Raw genomic sequence first — 15,203 nt, forward strand, 5'->3', positions numbered from 1 at the left:
TGCTATACTCAACATAGATCACCTAATTGATAATGAATATCATTCTTATTCAATTTGTGAAAGGTGATAATTAATATATATTGTAATCGAGGAATTATTATGAAGATACGGTACTTGATTTTAGTAATAATCATATTATCATTTGCTTCGGTATTTATTGGTGTTTCCAATGTATCACCATTAGATCTTTTTCGTTTGTCAGAAGACGAAGCACAAGTTTTATTAGTAAGTAGATTACCAAGATTGGTAAGTATATTGATAGCTGGGATGAGCATGAGTATATGTGGATTAATTATGCAACAGCTTAGTAGAAATAAATTTGTTTCTCCTACCACAGCTGGTACATTGGATTCTGCCAGATTAGGTGTTTTAGTTTCCTTAATGATTTTTACTGCAGCTAGCCCTATACAAAAAATGTTTGTATCTTTTGCATTTGCACTTATAGGTACTTTCATTTTTATGAAGATCTTAGAGAAAATAAAATTTAAAGATGCAATTTTCATCCCATTAGTAGGTCTCTTGTTTGGGAATATAATTAGCTCCCTTTCAACTTTCTTTGCTTATCGTAATGATTTGATCCAGAACATGTCTTCATGGATGCAAGGTGACTTCTCCATGATTATGAGTGGGAATTATGAACTGATGTACATTAGTATTCCTATCCTAGTATTGGCATTTCTCTATGCAAACAAGTTTACAATCGCTGGAATGGGCGAGGATTTTTCTAAAAACTTAGGTTTGAATTATCGACAAGTAGTGAATCTCGGACTAATTATTGTTGCACTAGTAACAGCGTCTGTTGTTCTTTCTGTAGGAGTAATTCCTTTTCTGGGTTTAATTATTCCTAATATTGTTACGATATATCGTGGAGATCATTTGAAAAAATCACTTATACATACAGCATTGCTTGGAGCTATTTTTGTGTTATTTTGTGACATTATTGGTAGGGTTATCATTTATCCCTATGAAATACCAATTAGTTTAACGGTTGGAGTGATAGGTAGTGGTATATTTATCTACCTCTTGTTAAGGAGAAAGAAATATGGGCTATAAGAAAAAAACGATCATTCTAGCTGTAATTACTATTATAATTGCATTGCTCTACATATTTTACGACCTTCGAGGGAATATTGGTTATATTTTGCCAAGAAGAGTGATCAAAGTCGTCGCTATTATCCTAACAGGCGGTGCAATTGCATTTTCAACAACGATTTTTATGACGATCACGAACAATCGAATATTAACTCCTAGTGTACTTGGGCTAGACTCGCTTTACTTACTTGTTCAAACATTTATTATTTTCATTTTTGGTGCTAATTCACTGGTCATGATGAATAGTAATATGAACTATTTAGTATCCATAGGCATTATGGTGTTGTTTTCTTTACTGTTATATCGGTTTCTGTTTCGGGGAGAGAAGACAAATATTTATTTTCTACTTTTAATAGGAATGATTTTAGGCACATTTTTTGGTAGTTTTACAGACTTTATGCAAGTACTTATTGATCCGAATGAGTTTATGATTGCGCAGGACCGTATGTTTGCGAGCATCAATAACGTAAATACAGATCTAGTCTATATTTCTATCATTATCATACTAGGGACCTTGATTTATTTTATACAGTTCTATAAATATTTAGATGTGATGGCTCTAGGTAAAGATGAGGCAATCAACTTGGGTGTACCGTATGACTACATCGTTAAGCGGTTATTGATAATTGTAGCCATTCTTATATCTGTATCGACGGCATTAATTGGGCCAATAACATTCCTTGGGTTACTTGTTGTCAATCTATCCTATGAATTAATGAAAACGTACCGCCATTTCTATGTTATTCTTGGTTCCGTTTTTATTAGCATCATTGCGTTACTTGGTGGGCAATTTGTTGTAGAAAAAATATTTACGTTTAGTACACCGATTAGCGTGATTATTAATTTTGTCGGTGGCGTGTACTTTATATATCTTTTGTTAAAGGAGAATAAGTCATGGTAGATATTAAAAATGTATTGAAATTGTATAACCAGAAAAAAGTTATTGATGATGTTTCCTTAACTATTGAAAAAGGGACGATCACTTCATTTATAGGTCCAAATGGTGCTGGGAAAAGTACATTGATCTCAATGATTAGTAGGCTGATTTCAAAGGATAACGGTGATATTACAATTGATGGGCAAGACATTATGCAGACGAAGAATAATGAGCTAGCTAAGAAAATTTCTATTCTAAAGCAATCGAATTCGATTAACTTAAAGCTAACTGTACGTGAGTTAGTAGCCTTTGGGCGTTTTCCTTATTCACAAGGGAAATTAAAAAAAGATGATTGGGAGAAAGTAGACGAATCTATTGACTATATGGAGCTAGGAAACATTCAGGATAAATATTTAGATGAACTTAGTGGTGGACAGCGACAAAGAGCTCATATTGGTATGGTATTAGCACAAGACACAGAATATATTTTACTTGATGAACCATTAAATAATTTGGATATGCGACATTCCGTTCAAATTATGAAAACGTTGCGTAGATTAGTAGACGAATTAGGCAAGACAATTCTTATCGTAATTCATGATATCAATTTTGCATCATGTTATTCCGACCATATTGTTGCATTAAAAGATGGGAAAATTGTAAAACAGGGACGTACTTGTGATGTTATTGATCAATGTGTACTAAAAGATATATATGACATGGATATTGATATTCAACATATCGATGATAAACGAATATGTGTTTACTTTTAATAAAGAACTAAGTGTTGTCTTACGTTTGAATAGTGGTAGTACTTCAAAATCCTCAAAAAAATTGCCATAAAAAAATCCCTTATAATGAGTGGCAGACGTGCCAAACACATTATAAAGGAACACTACTTACTTACAGTTTACCTTATAAGGCATTTTTGGTAAATGGAATTGCTTGTTTTTACTTCATACGTAATCCCAACCTATTTAGAGCGCTCAATAAGTTGGGATGGATCTATAGTAAAGCGATGGTAACATTTTTTGGGGAAATGGAGTATTACTTCTATTGAATCCAGTAGGAATACAACAGTTTTAAAGGTATATAAAAATGAGAAAAAGGAGTTTAGCCATATATGAAAAAAATATCATTCATTTTAATTATGGGTTTATTACTTACCGTAATAGCAGCTTGTGGATCAGCTGCAGGTAGTGAAGGCACAAATTCTGATTCAGAGGAAATGATTACCGTAAAACATGAACTTGATGAAACAGAGGTACCTAAAAATCCAGAAACAGTTGTTGTTTTTGATTTTGGTATTTTAGATACTTTAGATAAATTAGGAGTTGAAGTAGCAGGTGTTGCTCAATCTGGTACGATTCCAGCATATTTAGAGAAGTATTCAAGTGATGAATATGAAAACATTGGTAGCTTAAAGGAACCAGATTTTGAAAAAATATCAGAGATTGATCCAGATGTTATTATCATATCTGGGCGTCAAGCAACATTGTACGATCAGTTAACAGAAATCGCGCCTACGATACATTTAGGTGTAGATACAACAAGATACATGGATTCCTTTAAAGAAAATATGGAGATTGTAGGAGAAATATTTGATAAACAGGATGAGGTCAAGGAAGAATTGACTACAATTGAAGAAGCAATTACGAACTTAAACGAAAAAGCATCGTCTTCTGGTGAAAATGCACTGATCATTCTAGCTAATGATGATAAGATTAGTGCATATGGACCAAAATCTAGATTTGGATTAATTCATGATGTATTTGGAGTTCCTGCTGTTGATGAAGGAATTGAAGCTTCTACACACGGTATGAACGTAACATTTGAATATGTTAAAGAAGAAGATCCGGACTTACTGTATGTAGTAGACAGAAGTGCTGTAGTTGGTGGAGAAACTTCAGCTCAACAGATTGTAGAGAATACATTGATGGAAAATACAAAAGCATATCAAAATGACCAAATTCACTACTTAAACCCAGATTTTTGGTATTTATCAGGTGGTGGACTAACGTCTGTAGCAGAAATGATTAATGAAATAGACGATACAGTAAAATAATTATTGAAAAATAAATTATTATAAAAAAAGACAATTCATTGAAGGATTGTCTTTTTTTGTGGCAAAAGTAAGGAAAAATACGATTGAATTGTTATGCAATTGTTAATGTAGGCTAAAAACCCCATGGTGAGCGTGTTGGAGGTCCTTATCGATTTTAATATCACTTGATTTGCACCCCAAAAGTATGTTTGAATTGGTATACACTATTTTAGAAATGAGGTTCTAACAAATGAAAAAGTTAATCATGCTAATGTTAGCAGTTGGACTAGCTACATTTCTAGTTGCTTGTGGCGATGATAAAGATACAGAAGAAGAGACAGAAGGTAAGGATCAGAAAACAGATGAACAAGCAGGACAAGAGGTTGACGTAACAGAGGACGAGAAAGTGGCAGAAGATGAAGTGGTTGCTACGATCAACGGAACCGAAGTAACAGGTGATCAATATAACCCGGTTTACTTACAAACAAAACTAAACGCGGCTAATTATGGGATGGATGTAAGTGACCAAGAAGCGTTAAAAGAACAAACAATTAATGAGTTAATTGCTCAAGAATTAATTAAGCAAGAAGCGGAAGATAAAGGTGTAGAAGTAACAGACGAAGAGGTACAAAATGAGCTAGATGTATACAAAGAAGAAAATGGAGATGAATTTTCAGCTTACTTGGAACAGGTGCAAATAACAGAAGATGAGTTCAAAGATCAAATTGGTTTTACGTTAATGTTAAATAAATATATGGAACAAGAATTACAAGTTGATGAGATTTCTGATGAAGAAATTAAAGATACGTATGATCAACTAAAAGAAGAGAATGAAGATATTATGTCGTTTGAAGAAGCAAAGACTGTTTTAAAACAAAACTTGACTAAGCAAAAACAAAATGAGCTACTTCAAGCAAAAATCGATGAATTAAAGGAACAAGCAGAAATAGAAACATTGATTTAATGTAACGCAAAAAACATCTCCCTTCAAATAGGGGAGATGTTTTTTGTTATGGATGACTTTGCTCAATGTCGTAGTAACTTAGGCAAACTGTCAAATAAATGTCGGATCTATTGAAAAGATAGTACCTTATTTATTGGTATAATAATAGCAATAAACTCTTATACAGTCGGTGATAGGGATGCATTATGTTAAAAAGATCGTTCTCATAAGTAGTGGTTCAATCTCCTTACTCGTCGGTATTGTCGGCATATTTCTGCCCCTCATACCGACAACTCCATTATTGTTATTGGCTGCGGCCTGTTATATTCGGAGTTCAGAGCGTTTATATCATTGGTTAATTACCAATAAACATTTTGGTCCATACATTAGAAATTATCGTGAAGGAAAAGGGATTCCACTTAAGGCAAAAGTTATAGGGGTTACGTGCTTGTGGGTTTCCATGCTATTTACGATTGTGATTGTTTTAACGTACTTATGGTTAAAATTATTACTGATTCTTATTGCAGTTTATTTTACAAGGTTTATTCTGAAACAAAAGACATGGGATAAAAATGTGGTAAGTAAACCTTTAGCAGAACAAACATATAAATAGAGTAGGCGAATTACTTCCTGAAAGGTTCCATTTGATGTAATGAAATGGAACCTATTAAATTAGTGACAAGAATGGGCGATATGACTTACAATAGAACAGATGGTCAAATATTTACTTGGACTGTAAAGGAATGATTTTAAGTGGCAAATCATCAGATGTACGAAAAGTTAGTTAGTATCATATCACCAAATAACGTAATGGTGGATGAACCATTAAAAAACCATACGTATACTCGTCTTGGTGGTAAGGCTGACTTTCTTGTTACTCCAGAAACTTATCAACAAGTACAAGAAATTGTTCAACTTGCAAATAATGAAGATATTAGGTTTACCTTATTGGGTAACGGTTCTAATTTAATCGTTAAGGATGGAGGAATTCGTGGTATTGTCATGAATTTAAACAAATTAACTTCCATTCAAATTAATGAAACAAAGATTGTTGCACAAAGTGGAGCGCGAATTATTGACGTCTCAAGAGCAGCTCTCGAAGAAACACTAACTGGTCTAGAATTTGCTTGTGGAATTCCAGGTTCTGTAGGTGGAGCGTTGTACATGAATGCAGGAGCCTATGGAGGGGAAATTAAAGATGTGTTAGAAAGCACAACGGTTGTGGATCCTGAAGGTAACTTACTTACACTTTCTGCAGATGAATTGGATTTGGAGTATCGCTCCAGCAATATTCCAAATAAAGGATATATCGTATTAGAAGCTACTTTTTCGTTAAGAGAAGGAGCATATGATGAAATTAAAGCAGTAATGGATGATTTAACCTTTAAACGTGAATCCAAACAACCGCTAGAATATCCATCATGTGGAAGTGTGTTCAAACGACCACCAGGATATTTTGCTGGCAAGCTAATACAAGATAGTGGCTTACAAGGACAACAAATCGGTGGGGCACAAGTTTCATTAAAGCATGCCGGTTTTATTGTTAATAAAGACGAAGCGACAGCTACTGAATACATCGATTTAATTCGGCATGTTCAAGCAACGGTGAAAGAAAAATTCGATGTACAGTTGGAGCGAGAAGTTAGGATTATTGGTGAAGATTTATAAATATAGTTAAAGCTATGGGCTCAGTAGAGTTCATAGCTTTTTTGCTGTAAGAGTTAATGCAGAGTATACCTTGCCTCCAACAAAAAAGCATGGATGCCGAATAAGGCATCCATGCTTTATCTTACTATTACATCCATCATCTAAGATCTAAATCTGTGTAAAAATTGCTGTAGTCGTTCGTTATTGGAATGCTCTAGAACTTCACTAGGTCTACCTTGTTCCGCAATAACACCATCATCGAGAAAAATAACGCGATCAGCAATATCTAAGGCAAACTCCATTTCGTGTGTAACAAGCACCATCGCCATTTCGCCTTCTTTAGCGATGTCACGAATAACCTCAAGTACTTCACCAACTAATTCTGGGTCAAGAGCAGATGTTACCTCATCAAATAACATGATTTTTGGTCGCATAACAAGTGCTCGAGCCATGGCTACACGTTGCTTTTGTCCACCAGATAATTGGCTAGGGTAGTTATCTAACTTATCGCCAAGGCCAACTTTTTCAAGCATTTCGATCGAACGCTTTTTTGCGCTAGCTTTATCTTCTTTTTGTACATGTACTGGTGCAGTCATGCAATTTTCTAATATCGTCATATGAGGAAATAAGTTAAAGTGTTGGAATACCATCCCGATGTCTCCGCGTACTTCTCGCAAATGTTTTTCGTTTGCTGGTACAAGCTCACCGTTTTTCTCCATATGCCATAAGTTTTTACCATCGACAATAATTTCACCAGATGTAGGCTGTTCTAGTGTCATGAGCATACGGATGATGGTAGTCTTACCAGAGCCACTTGGACCGATAAGCGCAACCTTTTCCGCTGGTTTAATATCTAGATCAATGCCTTTTAGTACTTCTACTTCACCAAATGATTTGGTTATATTTTTATAACTTACGATTGCATCATTATTATTACTAATTGATTCGGTTGTACGTTCATTCGTCATAGTAGTTTCTGACATTACGACACCGCTCCTTTACTTTCATTCATCGTGTTAAGTGCTGCTTTCTTATCAAAACGACGATTCATTTTCTTCTCAAGCTTATTAATTAGTATAGCAGAAGGATAGCTCAATGCTAAGAAAATAAGCGCTACAATTGTATAAGCTTCTAAAAATCTAAAATTGACTGATCCATAGCTCTCTGCCATATGCAAGATTCCTACTACACCAATTGTTGATGTTAATGGAACTTCTTTAAACATAATGATTAAATAGTTTCCTAGCATCGGAATAGTCGGTGGAAGTGCTTGCGGCAATATAACTTTTATCCATTTTTGTGTAGTAGAGAAGTTTAATGCTGTTGAAGCTTCCCATTGTCCTTTTTCTACACCTTCGATACCTGATCGATAAACTTCACCGATGTACGTACTAAAATGAATTCCAAGTCCTAATATCGCACAAATGAATGGATCTAATGTTACACCTATCACTGGGACCATTGGCCATGCATAGAAAATGAAAAATAATTGTATAAGAGGTGGTGTGGAGCGAATAAACTCCATAATCCATGTGATTAACCAATTAATCGGCTTAATTGGTACTCGTCTTAAAAACGTCCAACCGAAACCGAATATTAGTGCAAATAGATAACATGCAAAGGTTAATCCAATCGTTACACCAATACCTTGTAATACATACGGGAGGGCATCCAAGAAAACATCCCATCTCCAATTCATTGGCTAGCCACCCCTTTCTTCGATATGTCCTCTGCTTTGCGGTTTAAGAAAATTAGTGGTAAAGCCATAATAAAGTAGAAGACTAGTAATAATAAATAAACAGTTGGTGCTGCTGATAAATCAGAACTTCTTAAGATATTTCCATGATATAAAATATCTTGCATTCCGATTAGGGAAACGAGTGATGTTGCTTTAAGCATTTGAATGAGGTAATTACCGAATTCCGGAAGCATCATACGAACTGCTTGAGGAAAAATAACAAGTCGCATTCGCTGAAACCGGGACATATTAAGGGCAGTTGCGGCTTCTGTTTGCCCTTTCGAAACAGCTAATATAGATCCTCGCACTATCTCAGACATATATGCACCATAATTCAGGGAGATGGCTAAAATACCAGCTAATAGATTATTATCTAAGTCCAATCCAAATAACATGGGAATAGCATAATATAACCAAAATAATTGAACAATTAATGAAGTACCACGGAAAATTTCTACATAAAAGCTTGTAAAACCCCGAAGAATGGGATTTGTAGAAAGCCGACATAATCCAGCAATAAATGCAAATAGATACCCAAATATAGCAGATAAAATAAGTACAGTAATAGTTATTTCAATCCCGCGCATAAGGACGGGAAAAACGTCTGCTATCGCACTAATGGTAATCACTCCTTTAGATAGATATATTTTCATAAAAAAATAGGGTTAGACCCCCTGGGCGAGGGAGCATAACCCTATGGAGTCTTGATTGTAATATGTTCTCTAAGTAGACAATAATGGTTTTTTCTTATACTTCACCGTTACAAATTTGTTCTGTTGTAATATCATCTGGAACCATATTCATTTCTCCACTGAATCCATTCGCTTCTAGTAGTTCAGCAACTGTACCATCTGCTTTAAGTTCAGCAAGCTTTTCATTATAAGCATCTACTAATTCTTGTTCATCTGGATGGAATGCTGCTGCACCATAGCTTGGAATACCTTCCACGTCAGGCTGTTCAAATGTTTCCACAAACTCTAGTGCGTCCGTTCCTGCAGATTCTAATGCCATTTTAACTGTCATTTCTGTACCAGTAGTTGCATCCGCACGGCCGGATTCCACAGCAGCAAATGTTGCCGGAATATCATTAGCAGATTGAATTTGACTTGGATCTACGCCTTCATCTTGAAGATAATCATTTTCCATTGCTCCTGACATAACAGATACCGTAACATCTGGGTTTTCTGCAATATCTTTATAGCTTTCCAATCCAAGCGGGTTACCTTTTTGTACGATTAGACCTTCACCATATGTCATTTCAGGTTCACCGAATGTAACGTTCTCGCAACGATCTGGCATAATTGCCATCCCTGCAGTAATAACATCGAATTGCTTCGCTTGTAATCCGGAAATTAACTGACTGAATTCAGAGAGCTGAGAATCCATTTCATCAACTCCGAGCTCTGCAAATACAGCCTTTGCAATGTCTACAGCTGCCCCTTTAAGCTCGCCATCTTCTTCGTAAGCATAAGGTTCTTCATTCGCAAAACCAATAGTTACCTTACCCTCTTCTTGCAGTTGTGCTAGTAAACTATCATCTCCACCATCACCACTAGTGTCATCCCCACATGCAGCTAGTAGAATGAAAGAGAAGAATAGTAAGGAAGCTAATAATAACTTCTTCATAAACTAAATGACCTCCTAATATTTTTTAATACATTGGCTAAGATGCCAATACTAACTAAAAGTAAGTATTTACCCCTGTTTGAAACCTTTCAGTTCGCTAAATAACGCTGCCCAATTTGAAAGGTGGTGACTTAGTTACTAGGAATAAATCACCACAACATATCCAAAGAACTCCATTCCATGACTTTAAATCATGTTTCAAACAGCTATACTTTAATGTTAGCGGTATCCGGGATTGAGTTCAAACGCAGTATATTTTGATAATTTTAAATTAAATTGCATATAAATGGATGAGTTGTACATCTCTCATTTTTACGGAAATATCCTCTAGCATAGTTTAATATCCTTTTAAATCATCAAAATATGCCAAATAACATTGTCTTATATATTAGACATTAAGAATGGAAACAAGTACGATATCAATATAAACATTGAGGGAGGTTTTTGTATGAAGATAGTTGTAATTGGTGCTGGTGCACTTGGTGCATATTTTGGTGCTCGTTTTGAGGAAGCAGGTGCTGATGTCACGTTTTTAGTACGGGAGAATAGAGCAAAGCAGATACAAGACAACGGAGTAACGATAAACAGCGCAACAGGAAATTATACATTCAACGACCCCAAAATTGTAACAGATGTAGCAGAAATTGATTCTGTTGATCTCGTATTTTTAAGTGTGAAAGGATACCATTTAGAAGGTACATTGGAAAGTTTAAAAGAATTAAAGAAAAAAGGTGCTCATGTTTTACCGGTTTTAAATGGAATAGAACATATCTCCATATTACAAGCAGAGCTAGGGAAAGATTTTGTAATTGGTGGTTTGTCCTTTATTATGGCAACACTAAATGATCATGGACATGTGGAACATAATAGTAATTTCCATCAATTAGTCTTTGGAGCATTGGAACCAACACAAACTATTATTTGCAATCAATTGGAGGAGCTAACCTCAAATGCAAATATAGATGTTGTAAACAGTAAGGATATCTTACATGAGCTTTGGAAAAAGTATATGTTTATTAATGCTTTTTCTGGAATTACGACTGCAACTAATTTAGCAATCGGTCCTGTTCGTTCCAATCCAGCAACATTTCGCATTGCTGAAATGATTTTGCAAGAAATGAAGTACATTTCAAATGCGTATCATGTACACGTTACTGATAAAGATATTGAAGTGGCAAAATCACAGTTGATGAATATTCCGGAAGAAGGTACTTCATCGATGCACCAGGATAGACGAAAAGGATTAGTACTTGAATTAGAACATTTACATGGTGGTGCTGTACGATTAGCTAAAGCAAAGGGAATAGATGTACCCTATTTAGAAGCTGTCTATGGAATGATTAAACCATTTGAAGTACCGGATAATACGTAATAGAAACTAAAGAGGAGTGACAACACAAATGACCTTTTACATCATACTAGCAATCATAATTATTCTAGCGATCTTAACACTATCCCTTATTACAACGTCCAAAGGTTATGCGTATAAACATACAATAGATCCTTTGCCGCAAGATAGTCAGCATGAACAAACAAAAGACGAGGATTCAAAGGAGTAAGTAAATATGAAGTTTTCAACAATAGGTACGAGCTGGATCACAGAAATGTTTATACGTGCAGCAAAAGAGCAAGGGGAGTTACAGCTTGTGTCCATTTATTCGAGAACAGAAGAGGCTGCTGAAAGATTTGCAACAAAGAATGGTGCTTTAAATTGGTACACGGATTTGGATGATATTCTTCATGATGAGTCTGATTTTGTTTATGTAGCATCTCCAAATATCCTGCACTTTGAACATGTGCTAACGTGCATACAACATGGAAAGCATGTATTCTCTGAAAAGCCAATGGCCTACACAGAAAAGCAAGTACAGATAATTAAAGAAAAGGCAAATGAACACAACGTTTTTGTGTTTGAAGGGTATCGACATTTATATTCTCCTAACTATCAAATACTAGAACGGAACTTAGATCGAGTTGGAAAAATTCGAAGTGTTTTCATGCAGTATATCCAGTACTCATCAAAATATGATTCCTTTAAGGAAGGAAACACACCGAATGTATTCTCTGGAAAATACGCTGGTGGCGCATTGATGGATTTAGGTGTGTACCCATTAAGTATGACCATAGATTTATTTGGTACACCAGCTGAAGTACACTACTTTCCAGTCCGATTATCCAATGGTATTGATGGAAGCGGAACATTAGTATTAACCTATCAAGATTTTAATGTTACGATCATGTGCTCAAAAATTGCCCAAGGTACCGTTCCATCAGAATTTCACGGAGAAGATGGTACATTAACAGTAGATCACATTTCGCCAATCAATGAAATCACATTCTTTAATCGATTTACAAAGGATAAGGAACAATTAGCAGTATCTCAACTTGGATTAGATATGGTTTACGAAATAAACGCATTTATACAAATGGTAGAGAATAATGATAGAACTAGTTTTGAAAAGTGGATGGATCGAAGTAAAAATGTAGCGAAGTGGACAGAAAAAGTAAGGAAAGATAATCAAATTGTTTTTCCTGGAGAATAAACCTGACAATAAATTAAATTGCATCGTTAATTAAGTAGTTCCGTTTAGAAGAGGCAGAGACAAAAGTGTTCTAGTCAAAGAAAAATCCTAACTATCATTCAATTCTCAAATAGAATTCGAATTAGTTAGGATTTTTTTTGTGTTTTCGTATTATATAGAATGCGAAGAAACTAAAAAGATGGTGCGCTTCAGAAAAAAGAGCTAAACGGTCGTTCATAGCAGTGATGAAAGCCCGAATGAAGAGAAAAAAGAGCCAAACGGTCGTTCATGGCAGTGACCGCTTTACTAGAAAGCTACGTCCATCTCCTGCGGATAGGACGTAGTGTTTGGAATAAATCCTTAAGGTTGTTTTGTGTCTAATGGTTTTAATTTGGCTTCAATTTCTGTGCGTTGCTCTTCAAAAAATGGCGGTAGTGCTAGAGATTCTCCTAAATGTTCCACATCCTCATCTGTCGCGAACCCTGGTCCATCCGTTGCTAGCTCAAAAAGAATTCCGTTCGGTTCTCGAAAATAGAGTGACTGAAAGTAAAAACGATCAACTAAACCAGAATTAGGAATTCTAGCTTGACGTAGTCTGTCGCGCCATTCCGCAAGTTCTTCTTTATTTTCAACACGAAAAGCAACGTGATGTACGCTTCCACGTCCTGGTCTTTCACGAGGTAAATCATTTCTTACTTCTAGATGAATTTCAGCTCCATTTCCACCTTCACCTGTAGAAAATACTAATATGTCCTCTTGCCCTTCTATTGAGGAAGGATAACTTCCCGTTTGTGTGAATGTTAGTAAATCGGTTAATACCTTCACCGTAGGATCAGGATTTTGAACCGTTAGCTTGCTAGGGCCAAGACCAGTTATGCCATGTTCAATTGATGCCCTACTTTTTGCCCAAGGTTTCCCACTGGGTACTCCTTGGTTATTTTCATCGGAAATAAGCGTCAATCGTTGTTTTTCTGGGTCACGGAAATGAATTACTTTTCGATCTCCTTGAGTGGATATGCCATGATGTTCGACGCCATTATTATCGAAACGCTCCTGCCAGTAAGATAAAGCAGCATCGTTAGGAACGCGTAGCGAGGTTCCGGAAATACTACTTATACCTGGATATGTCGTACCTGCATTTGGGATTTCAAAAAAAGTAAGATCCGTACCAGGATTGCCAACTTCATCTGCATAAAATAAATGATAAACGGATGTGTCATCTTGATTCACAGTCTTTTTGACTAACCTCATTCCTAAAACCTCGGTATAGAAATGGTAATTTTCTTTTGCGTTTGCAGTGATGGCAGATACATGGTGTATACCTTTTATTTCCATACGTTTACCTCCTTATCGGGAAAATAGTTTGAATTCGAGATAATTTTAGTTTAGTAAAAAATCATGCAACATGCTATTATCTTGCATCATGATGATCAAGATCTTCCTTTGGACGGATGCCTCGTTGAAGTTGTTTAATACTCAAATCAAAAGTCATTTGTAAATGAGGGTAATCTTTGAATTTACTCCAATCTCCACCCCACTCAAATCCAAGTTCTTTGGCAATGTCTGCTACTTCAAACCAGTCGGAACTTCCGTTTTCATTACCGTCATAATTAATATCCCAAGTTAATTCATCTTTATGTTTCATAATGGCAAAGTCGATTGCTAATCCGTAATTATGATATGACTCCCCGCCTTTAGCATAGGTGACAATATTTCCTTCCTTTGTTCGGCCAAGCGTATATAGCTCATCCTGACGTTCAATCGTCCGAATCGATTCTGTAATCACAACGGTAATTTCTAGATTTTTTGCCTCCTTTATTAATTGCTCCTTTTTTTTAGCTATAAGGGGATGAAGCTCTGTCGGCATCGATGCATCTTCCCCTTCGAATGAATAGCGATCATATCCTAAGAATTGATATAAAAATAAGATGAAAGCAAGAAAAAGGGAGACAATTACTATGGTAGTTATTAGGTTTTTGATTATTTTCAAATTCATCACTCCATCATGAGATTGGATATATATTTCTTTAAAATTACTATTTTCGTTTGTTAATTACGTTATAATAATGATGAGGGGGTGGAAGGATGTATTTTATTATAGCTTGTTTCCTTGGCTATATATTCGGATGTATTCATGGTTCCCAAGTTGTTGGGAAGATGAAAAGAATTGATATAAAAGAATCTGGTGTTAAAAATGCCGGTGCTTCCAATACCACGATTTTGCTGGGCTGGAAATATGGAATTTTAGTCGCACTTATTGATATATTTAAAGCAACTGCAGCAATTTTACTCGTTTTATATATTTTAAATGAAAATGGAATCTATGGTGAAACACAAACTCTTTTAGTATACCTTACAGCATTTTTCATTATAATAGGACATAATTACCCTATTACAATGAAATTTAGTGGTGGAAAGGGAACTGCATCATTGGTCGGTGTTTTACTTGCAATTGATTGGAAAATAGCCGTAATTGGTATTGGCATACTTTTGATATTTACTATCGCTACAGATTATCTAGTCATTGGTGTTCTATTTATGTATTTTTCATTTTTAATTTCAACGTATTATTTTTTTGGGATCGAGCCAACGATGATTGTAGTACTATTATCAGTTCTTAGCATAATGAAACATGTAGAAAATTACAAAAGAATAATGAACAAAGAAGAAAAAAAGCTTTCTAGTATGTTTAAAAAACAAACAGAGTAGTAACG

General features: G+C 35.4%; 17 protein-coding genes. 11 read left to right on the plus strand and 6 right to left on the minus strand.

Features of this window, described 5'->3' with window-relative positions; translation table 11 throughout:
• Positions 1-99: 99 nt before the first annotated feature.
• The 7 genes from ACFSTA_RS10415 (at position 100) to murB (ending at position 6,624) form a co-directional block, all read left to right on the plus strand.
• Positions 100-1,053, plus strand: a complete 954-nt coding sequence (locus ACFSTA_RS10415; RefSeq protein WP_377556614.1) for an ABC transporter permease — start codon at positions 100-102, stop codon at positions 1,051-1,053.
• Complete coding sequence (locus ACFSTA_RS10420) at positions 1,043-1,993, plus strand: iron chelate uptake ABC transporter family permease subunit (RefSeq protein WP_377556615.1); 951 nt, start codon at positions 1,043-1,045, stop codon at positions 1,991-1,993. Before ACFSTA_RS10415 ends, ACFSTA_RS10420 begins: the two co-directional genes overlap by 11 nt.
• Positions 1,987-2,742, plus strand: coding sequence for an iron ABC transporter ATP-binding protein (locus tag ACFSTA_RS10425; RefSeq protein WP_377556616.1), 756 nt, complete (start codon positions 1,987-1,989; stop codon positions 2,740-2,742). The genes ACFSTA_RS10420 and ACFSTA_RS10425 overlap by 7 nt, the downstream gene beginning before the upstream one ends.
• A gap of 350 nt (positions 2,743-3,092) precedes the next feature.
• Positions 3,093-4,034 (plus strand): siderophore ABC transporter substrate-binding protein, encoded by a 942-nt coding sequence (locus ACFSTA_RS10430; RefSeq protein ID WP_377556617.1) that lies wholly within the window; start codon positions 3,093-3,095, stop codon positions 4,032-4,034.
• 229 nt (positions 4,035-4,263) lie between these two features.
• Positions 4,264-4,977, plus strand: a complete 714-nt coding sequence (locus ACFSTA_RS10435) for a SurA N-terminal domain-containing protein (protein ID WP_377556618.1) — start codon at positions 4,264-4,266, stop codon at positions 4,975-4,977.
• 178 nt (positions 4,978-5,155) lie between these two features.
• Entirely contained in the window at positions 5,156-5,569 is a 414-nt protein-coding gene (locus tag ACFSTA_RS10440) for a YbaN family protein (protein WP_377556619.1), read from the plus strand.
• Between the two features lie 155 nt (positions 5,570-5,724).
• Positions 5,725-6,624 (plus strand): UDP-N-acetylmuramate dehydrogenase, encoded by a 900-nt coding sequence (gene murB / locus ACFSTA_RS10445; RefSeq protein WP_377556657.1) that lies wholly within the window; start codon positions 5,725-5,727, stop codon positions 6,622-6,624.
• Positions 6,625-6,764: 140 nt separating this feature from the next.
• On the opposite strand, the gene ehuA is transcribed toward murB, so the two are convergent.
• The 4 genes from ehuA to ehuB all read right to left on the minus strand — a co-directional run bounded on the left by ehuA (position 6,765) and on the right by ehuB (position 9,967).
• A complete protein-coding gene (ehuA, locus tag ACFSTA_RS10450) occupies positions 6,765-7,586 on the minus strand; it encodes an ectoine/hydroxyectoine ABC transporter ATP-binding protein EhuA (RefSeq protein ID WP_377556620.1) in 822 nt (273 codons plus the stop codon).
• Entirely contained in the window at positions 7,586-8,302 is a 717-nt protein-coding gene (ehuD, locus tag ACFSTA_RS10455) for an ectoine/hydroxyectoine ABC transporter permease subunit EhuD (RefSeq protein WP_377556621.1), read from the minus strand. Before ehuD ends, ehuA begins: the two co-directional genes overlap by 1 nt.
• The gene (gene ehuC / locus ACFSTA_RS10460) at positions 8,299-8,994 is read right to left on the minus strand and encodes an ectoine/hydroxyectoine ABC transporter permease subunit EhuC (protein WP_377556623.1); all 696 of its coding nucleotides are present in this window, start codon (positions 8,992-8,994) and stop codon (positions 8,299-8,301) included. The genes ehuD and ehuC overlap by 4 nt, the downstream gene beginning before the upstream one ends.
• Before the next feature lie 94 nt (positions 8,995-9,088).
• Entirely contained in the window at positions 9,089-9,967 is an 879-nt protein-coding gene (gene ehuB / locus ACFSTA_RS10465; protein WP_377556624.1) for an ectoine/hydroxyectoine ABC transporter substrate-binding protein EhuB, read from the minus strand.
• 448 nt (positions 9,968-10,415) lie between these two features.
• Between ehuB and ACFSTA_RS10470 the strand changes: the two genes are divergently transcribed.
• The 3 genes from ACFSTA_RS10470 to ACFSTA_RS10480 are packed head-to-tail and all read left to right on the plus strand — an operon-like array spanning position 10,416 to position 12,510.
• Positions 10,416-11,339, plus strand: a complete 924-nt coding sequence (locus tag ACFSTA_RS10470; RefSeq protein WP_377556625.1) for a ketopantoate reductase family protein — start codon at positions 10,416-10,418, stop codon at positions 11,337-11,339.
• A gap of 28 nt (positions 11,340-11,367) precedes the next feature.
• Complete coding sequence (gene ytzI / locus ACFSTA_RS10475; protein WP_377556626.1) at positions 11,368-11,526, plus strand: YtzI protein; 159 nt, start codon at positions 11,368-11,370, stop codon at positions 11,524-11,526.
• Between the two features lie 6 nt (positions 11,527-11,532).
• A complete protein-coding gene (locus ACFSTA_RS10480) occupies positions 11,533-12,510 on the plus strand; it encodes a Gfo/Idh/MocA family protein (protein ID WP_377556627.1) in 978 nt (325 codons plus the stop codon).
• A 339-nt stretch (positions 12,511-12,849) separates the two neighbouring features.
• Here ACFSTA_RS10480 and ACFSTA_RS10485 read toward each other — a convergent pair whose 3' ends face one another.
• Together ACFSTA_RS10485 and ACFSTA_RS10490 are read right to left on the minus strand one after the other, a co-directional pair.
• On the minus strand, positions 12,850-13,824 hold the full coding sequence (locus ACFSTA_RS10485; protein ID WP_377556628.1) for a ring-cleaving dioxygenase: 975 nt from the start codon (positions 13,822-13,824) through the stop codon (positions 12,850-12,852).
• Between the two features lie 76 nt (positions 13,825-13,900).
• Positions 13,901-14,485, minus strand: coding sequence for a M15 family metallopeptidase (locus tag ACFSTA_RS10490; protein ID WP_377556629.1), 585 nt, complete (start codon positions 14,483-14,485; stop codon positions 13,901-13,903).
• 89 nt (positions 14,486-14,574) lie between these two features.
• On the opposite strand from ACFSTA_RS10490, the gene ACFSTA_RS10495 reads away from it, so the two are divergent.
• Positions 14,575-15,198, plus strand: coding sequence for a glycerol-3-phosphate acyltransferase (locus tag ACFSTA_RS10495; protein WP_377556630.1), 624 nt, complete (start codon positions 14,575-14,577; stop codon positions 15,196-15,198).
• Positions 15,199-15,203 lie beyond the last annotated feature (5 nt).

This window comes from Ornithinibacillus salinisoli, assembly GCF_042684965.1.
Classification (GTDB): Bacteria; Bacillota; Bacilli; order Bacillales; family Amphibacillaceae; genus Ornithinibacillus; species Ornithinibacillus salinisoli.

What these genes read in the sequence shown, in the direction of transcription:
- ACFSTA_RS10415 (WP_377556614.1), top strand. Translation starts at nt 100, where the DNA reads ATGAAGATACGGTACTTGATTTTAGTAATAATCATATTATCATTTGCT.
- ACFSTA_RS10420 (WP_377556615.1), top strand. Translation starts at nt 1,043, where the DNA reads ATGGGCTATAAGAAAAAAACGATCATTCTAGCTGTAATTACTATTATA.
- ACFSTA_RS10425 (WP_377556616.1), top strand. Translation starts at nt 1,987, where the DNA reads ATGGTAGATATTAAAAATGTATTGAAATTGTATAACCAGAAAAAAGTT.
- ACFSTA_RS10430 (WP_377556617.1), top strand. Translation starts at nt 3,093, where the DNA reads ATGAAAAAAATATCATTCATTTTAATTATGGGTTTATTACTTACCGTA.
- ACFSTA_RS10435 (WP_377556618.1), top strand. Translation starts at nt 4,264, where the DNA reads ATGAAAAAGTTAATCATGCTAATGTTAGCAGTTGGACTAGCTACATTT.
- ACFSTA_RS10440 (WP_377556619.1), top strand. Translation starts at nt 5,156, where the DNA reads ATGCATTATGTTAAAAAGATCGTTCTCATAAGTAGTGGTTCAATCTCC.
- murB (WP_377556657.1), top strand. Translation starts at nt 5,725, where the DNA reads ATGTACGAAAAGTTAGTTAGTATCATATCACCAAATAACGTAATGGTG.
- ehuA (WP_377556620.1), bottom strand. Translation starts at nt 7,586, where the DNA reads ATGTCAGAAACTACTATGACGAATGAACGTACAACCGAATCAATTAGT.
- ehuD (WP_377556621.1), bottom strand. Translation starts at nt 8,302, where the DNA reads ATGAATTGGAGATGGGATGTTTTCTTGGATGCCCTCCCGTATGTATTA.
- ehuC (WP_377556623.1), bottom strand. Translation starts at nt 8,994, where the DNA reads ATGAAAATATATCTATCTAAAGGAGTGATTACCATTAGTGCGATAGCA.
- ehuB (WP_377556624.1), bottom strand. Translation starts at nt 9,967, where the DNA reads ATGAAGAAGTTATTATTAGCTTCCTTACTATTCTTCTCTTTCATTCTA.
- ACFSTA_RS10470 (WP_377556625.1), top strand. Translation starts at nt 10,416, where the DNA reads ATGAAGATAGTTGTAATTGGTGCTGGTGCACTTGGTGCATATTTTGGT.
- ytzI (WP_377556626.1), top strand. Translation starts at nt 11,368, where the DNA reads ATGACCTTTTACATCATACTAGCAATCATAATTATTCTAGCGATCTTA.
- ACFSTA_RS10480 (WP_377556627.1), top strand. Translation starts at nt 11,533, where the DNA reads ATGAAGTTTTCAACAATAGGTACGAGCTGGATCACAGAAATGTTTATA.
- ACFSTA_RS10485 (WP_377556628.1), bottom strand. Translation starts at nt 13,824, where the DNA reads ATGGAAATAAAAGGTATACACCATGTATCTGCCATCACTGCAAACGCA.
- ACFSTA_RS10490 (WP_377556629.1), bottom strand. Translation starts at nt 14,485, where the DNA reads ATGAATTTGAAAATAATCAAAAACCTAATAACTACCATAGTAATTGTC.
- ACFSTA_RS10495 (WP_377556630.1), top strand. Translation starts at nt 14,575, where the DNA reads ATGTATTTTATTATAGCTTGTTTCCTTGGCTATATATTCGGATGTATT.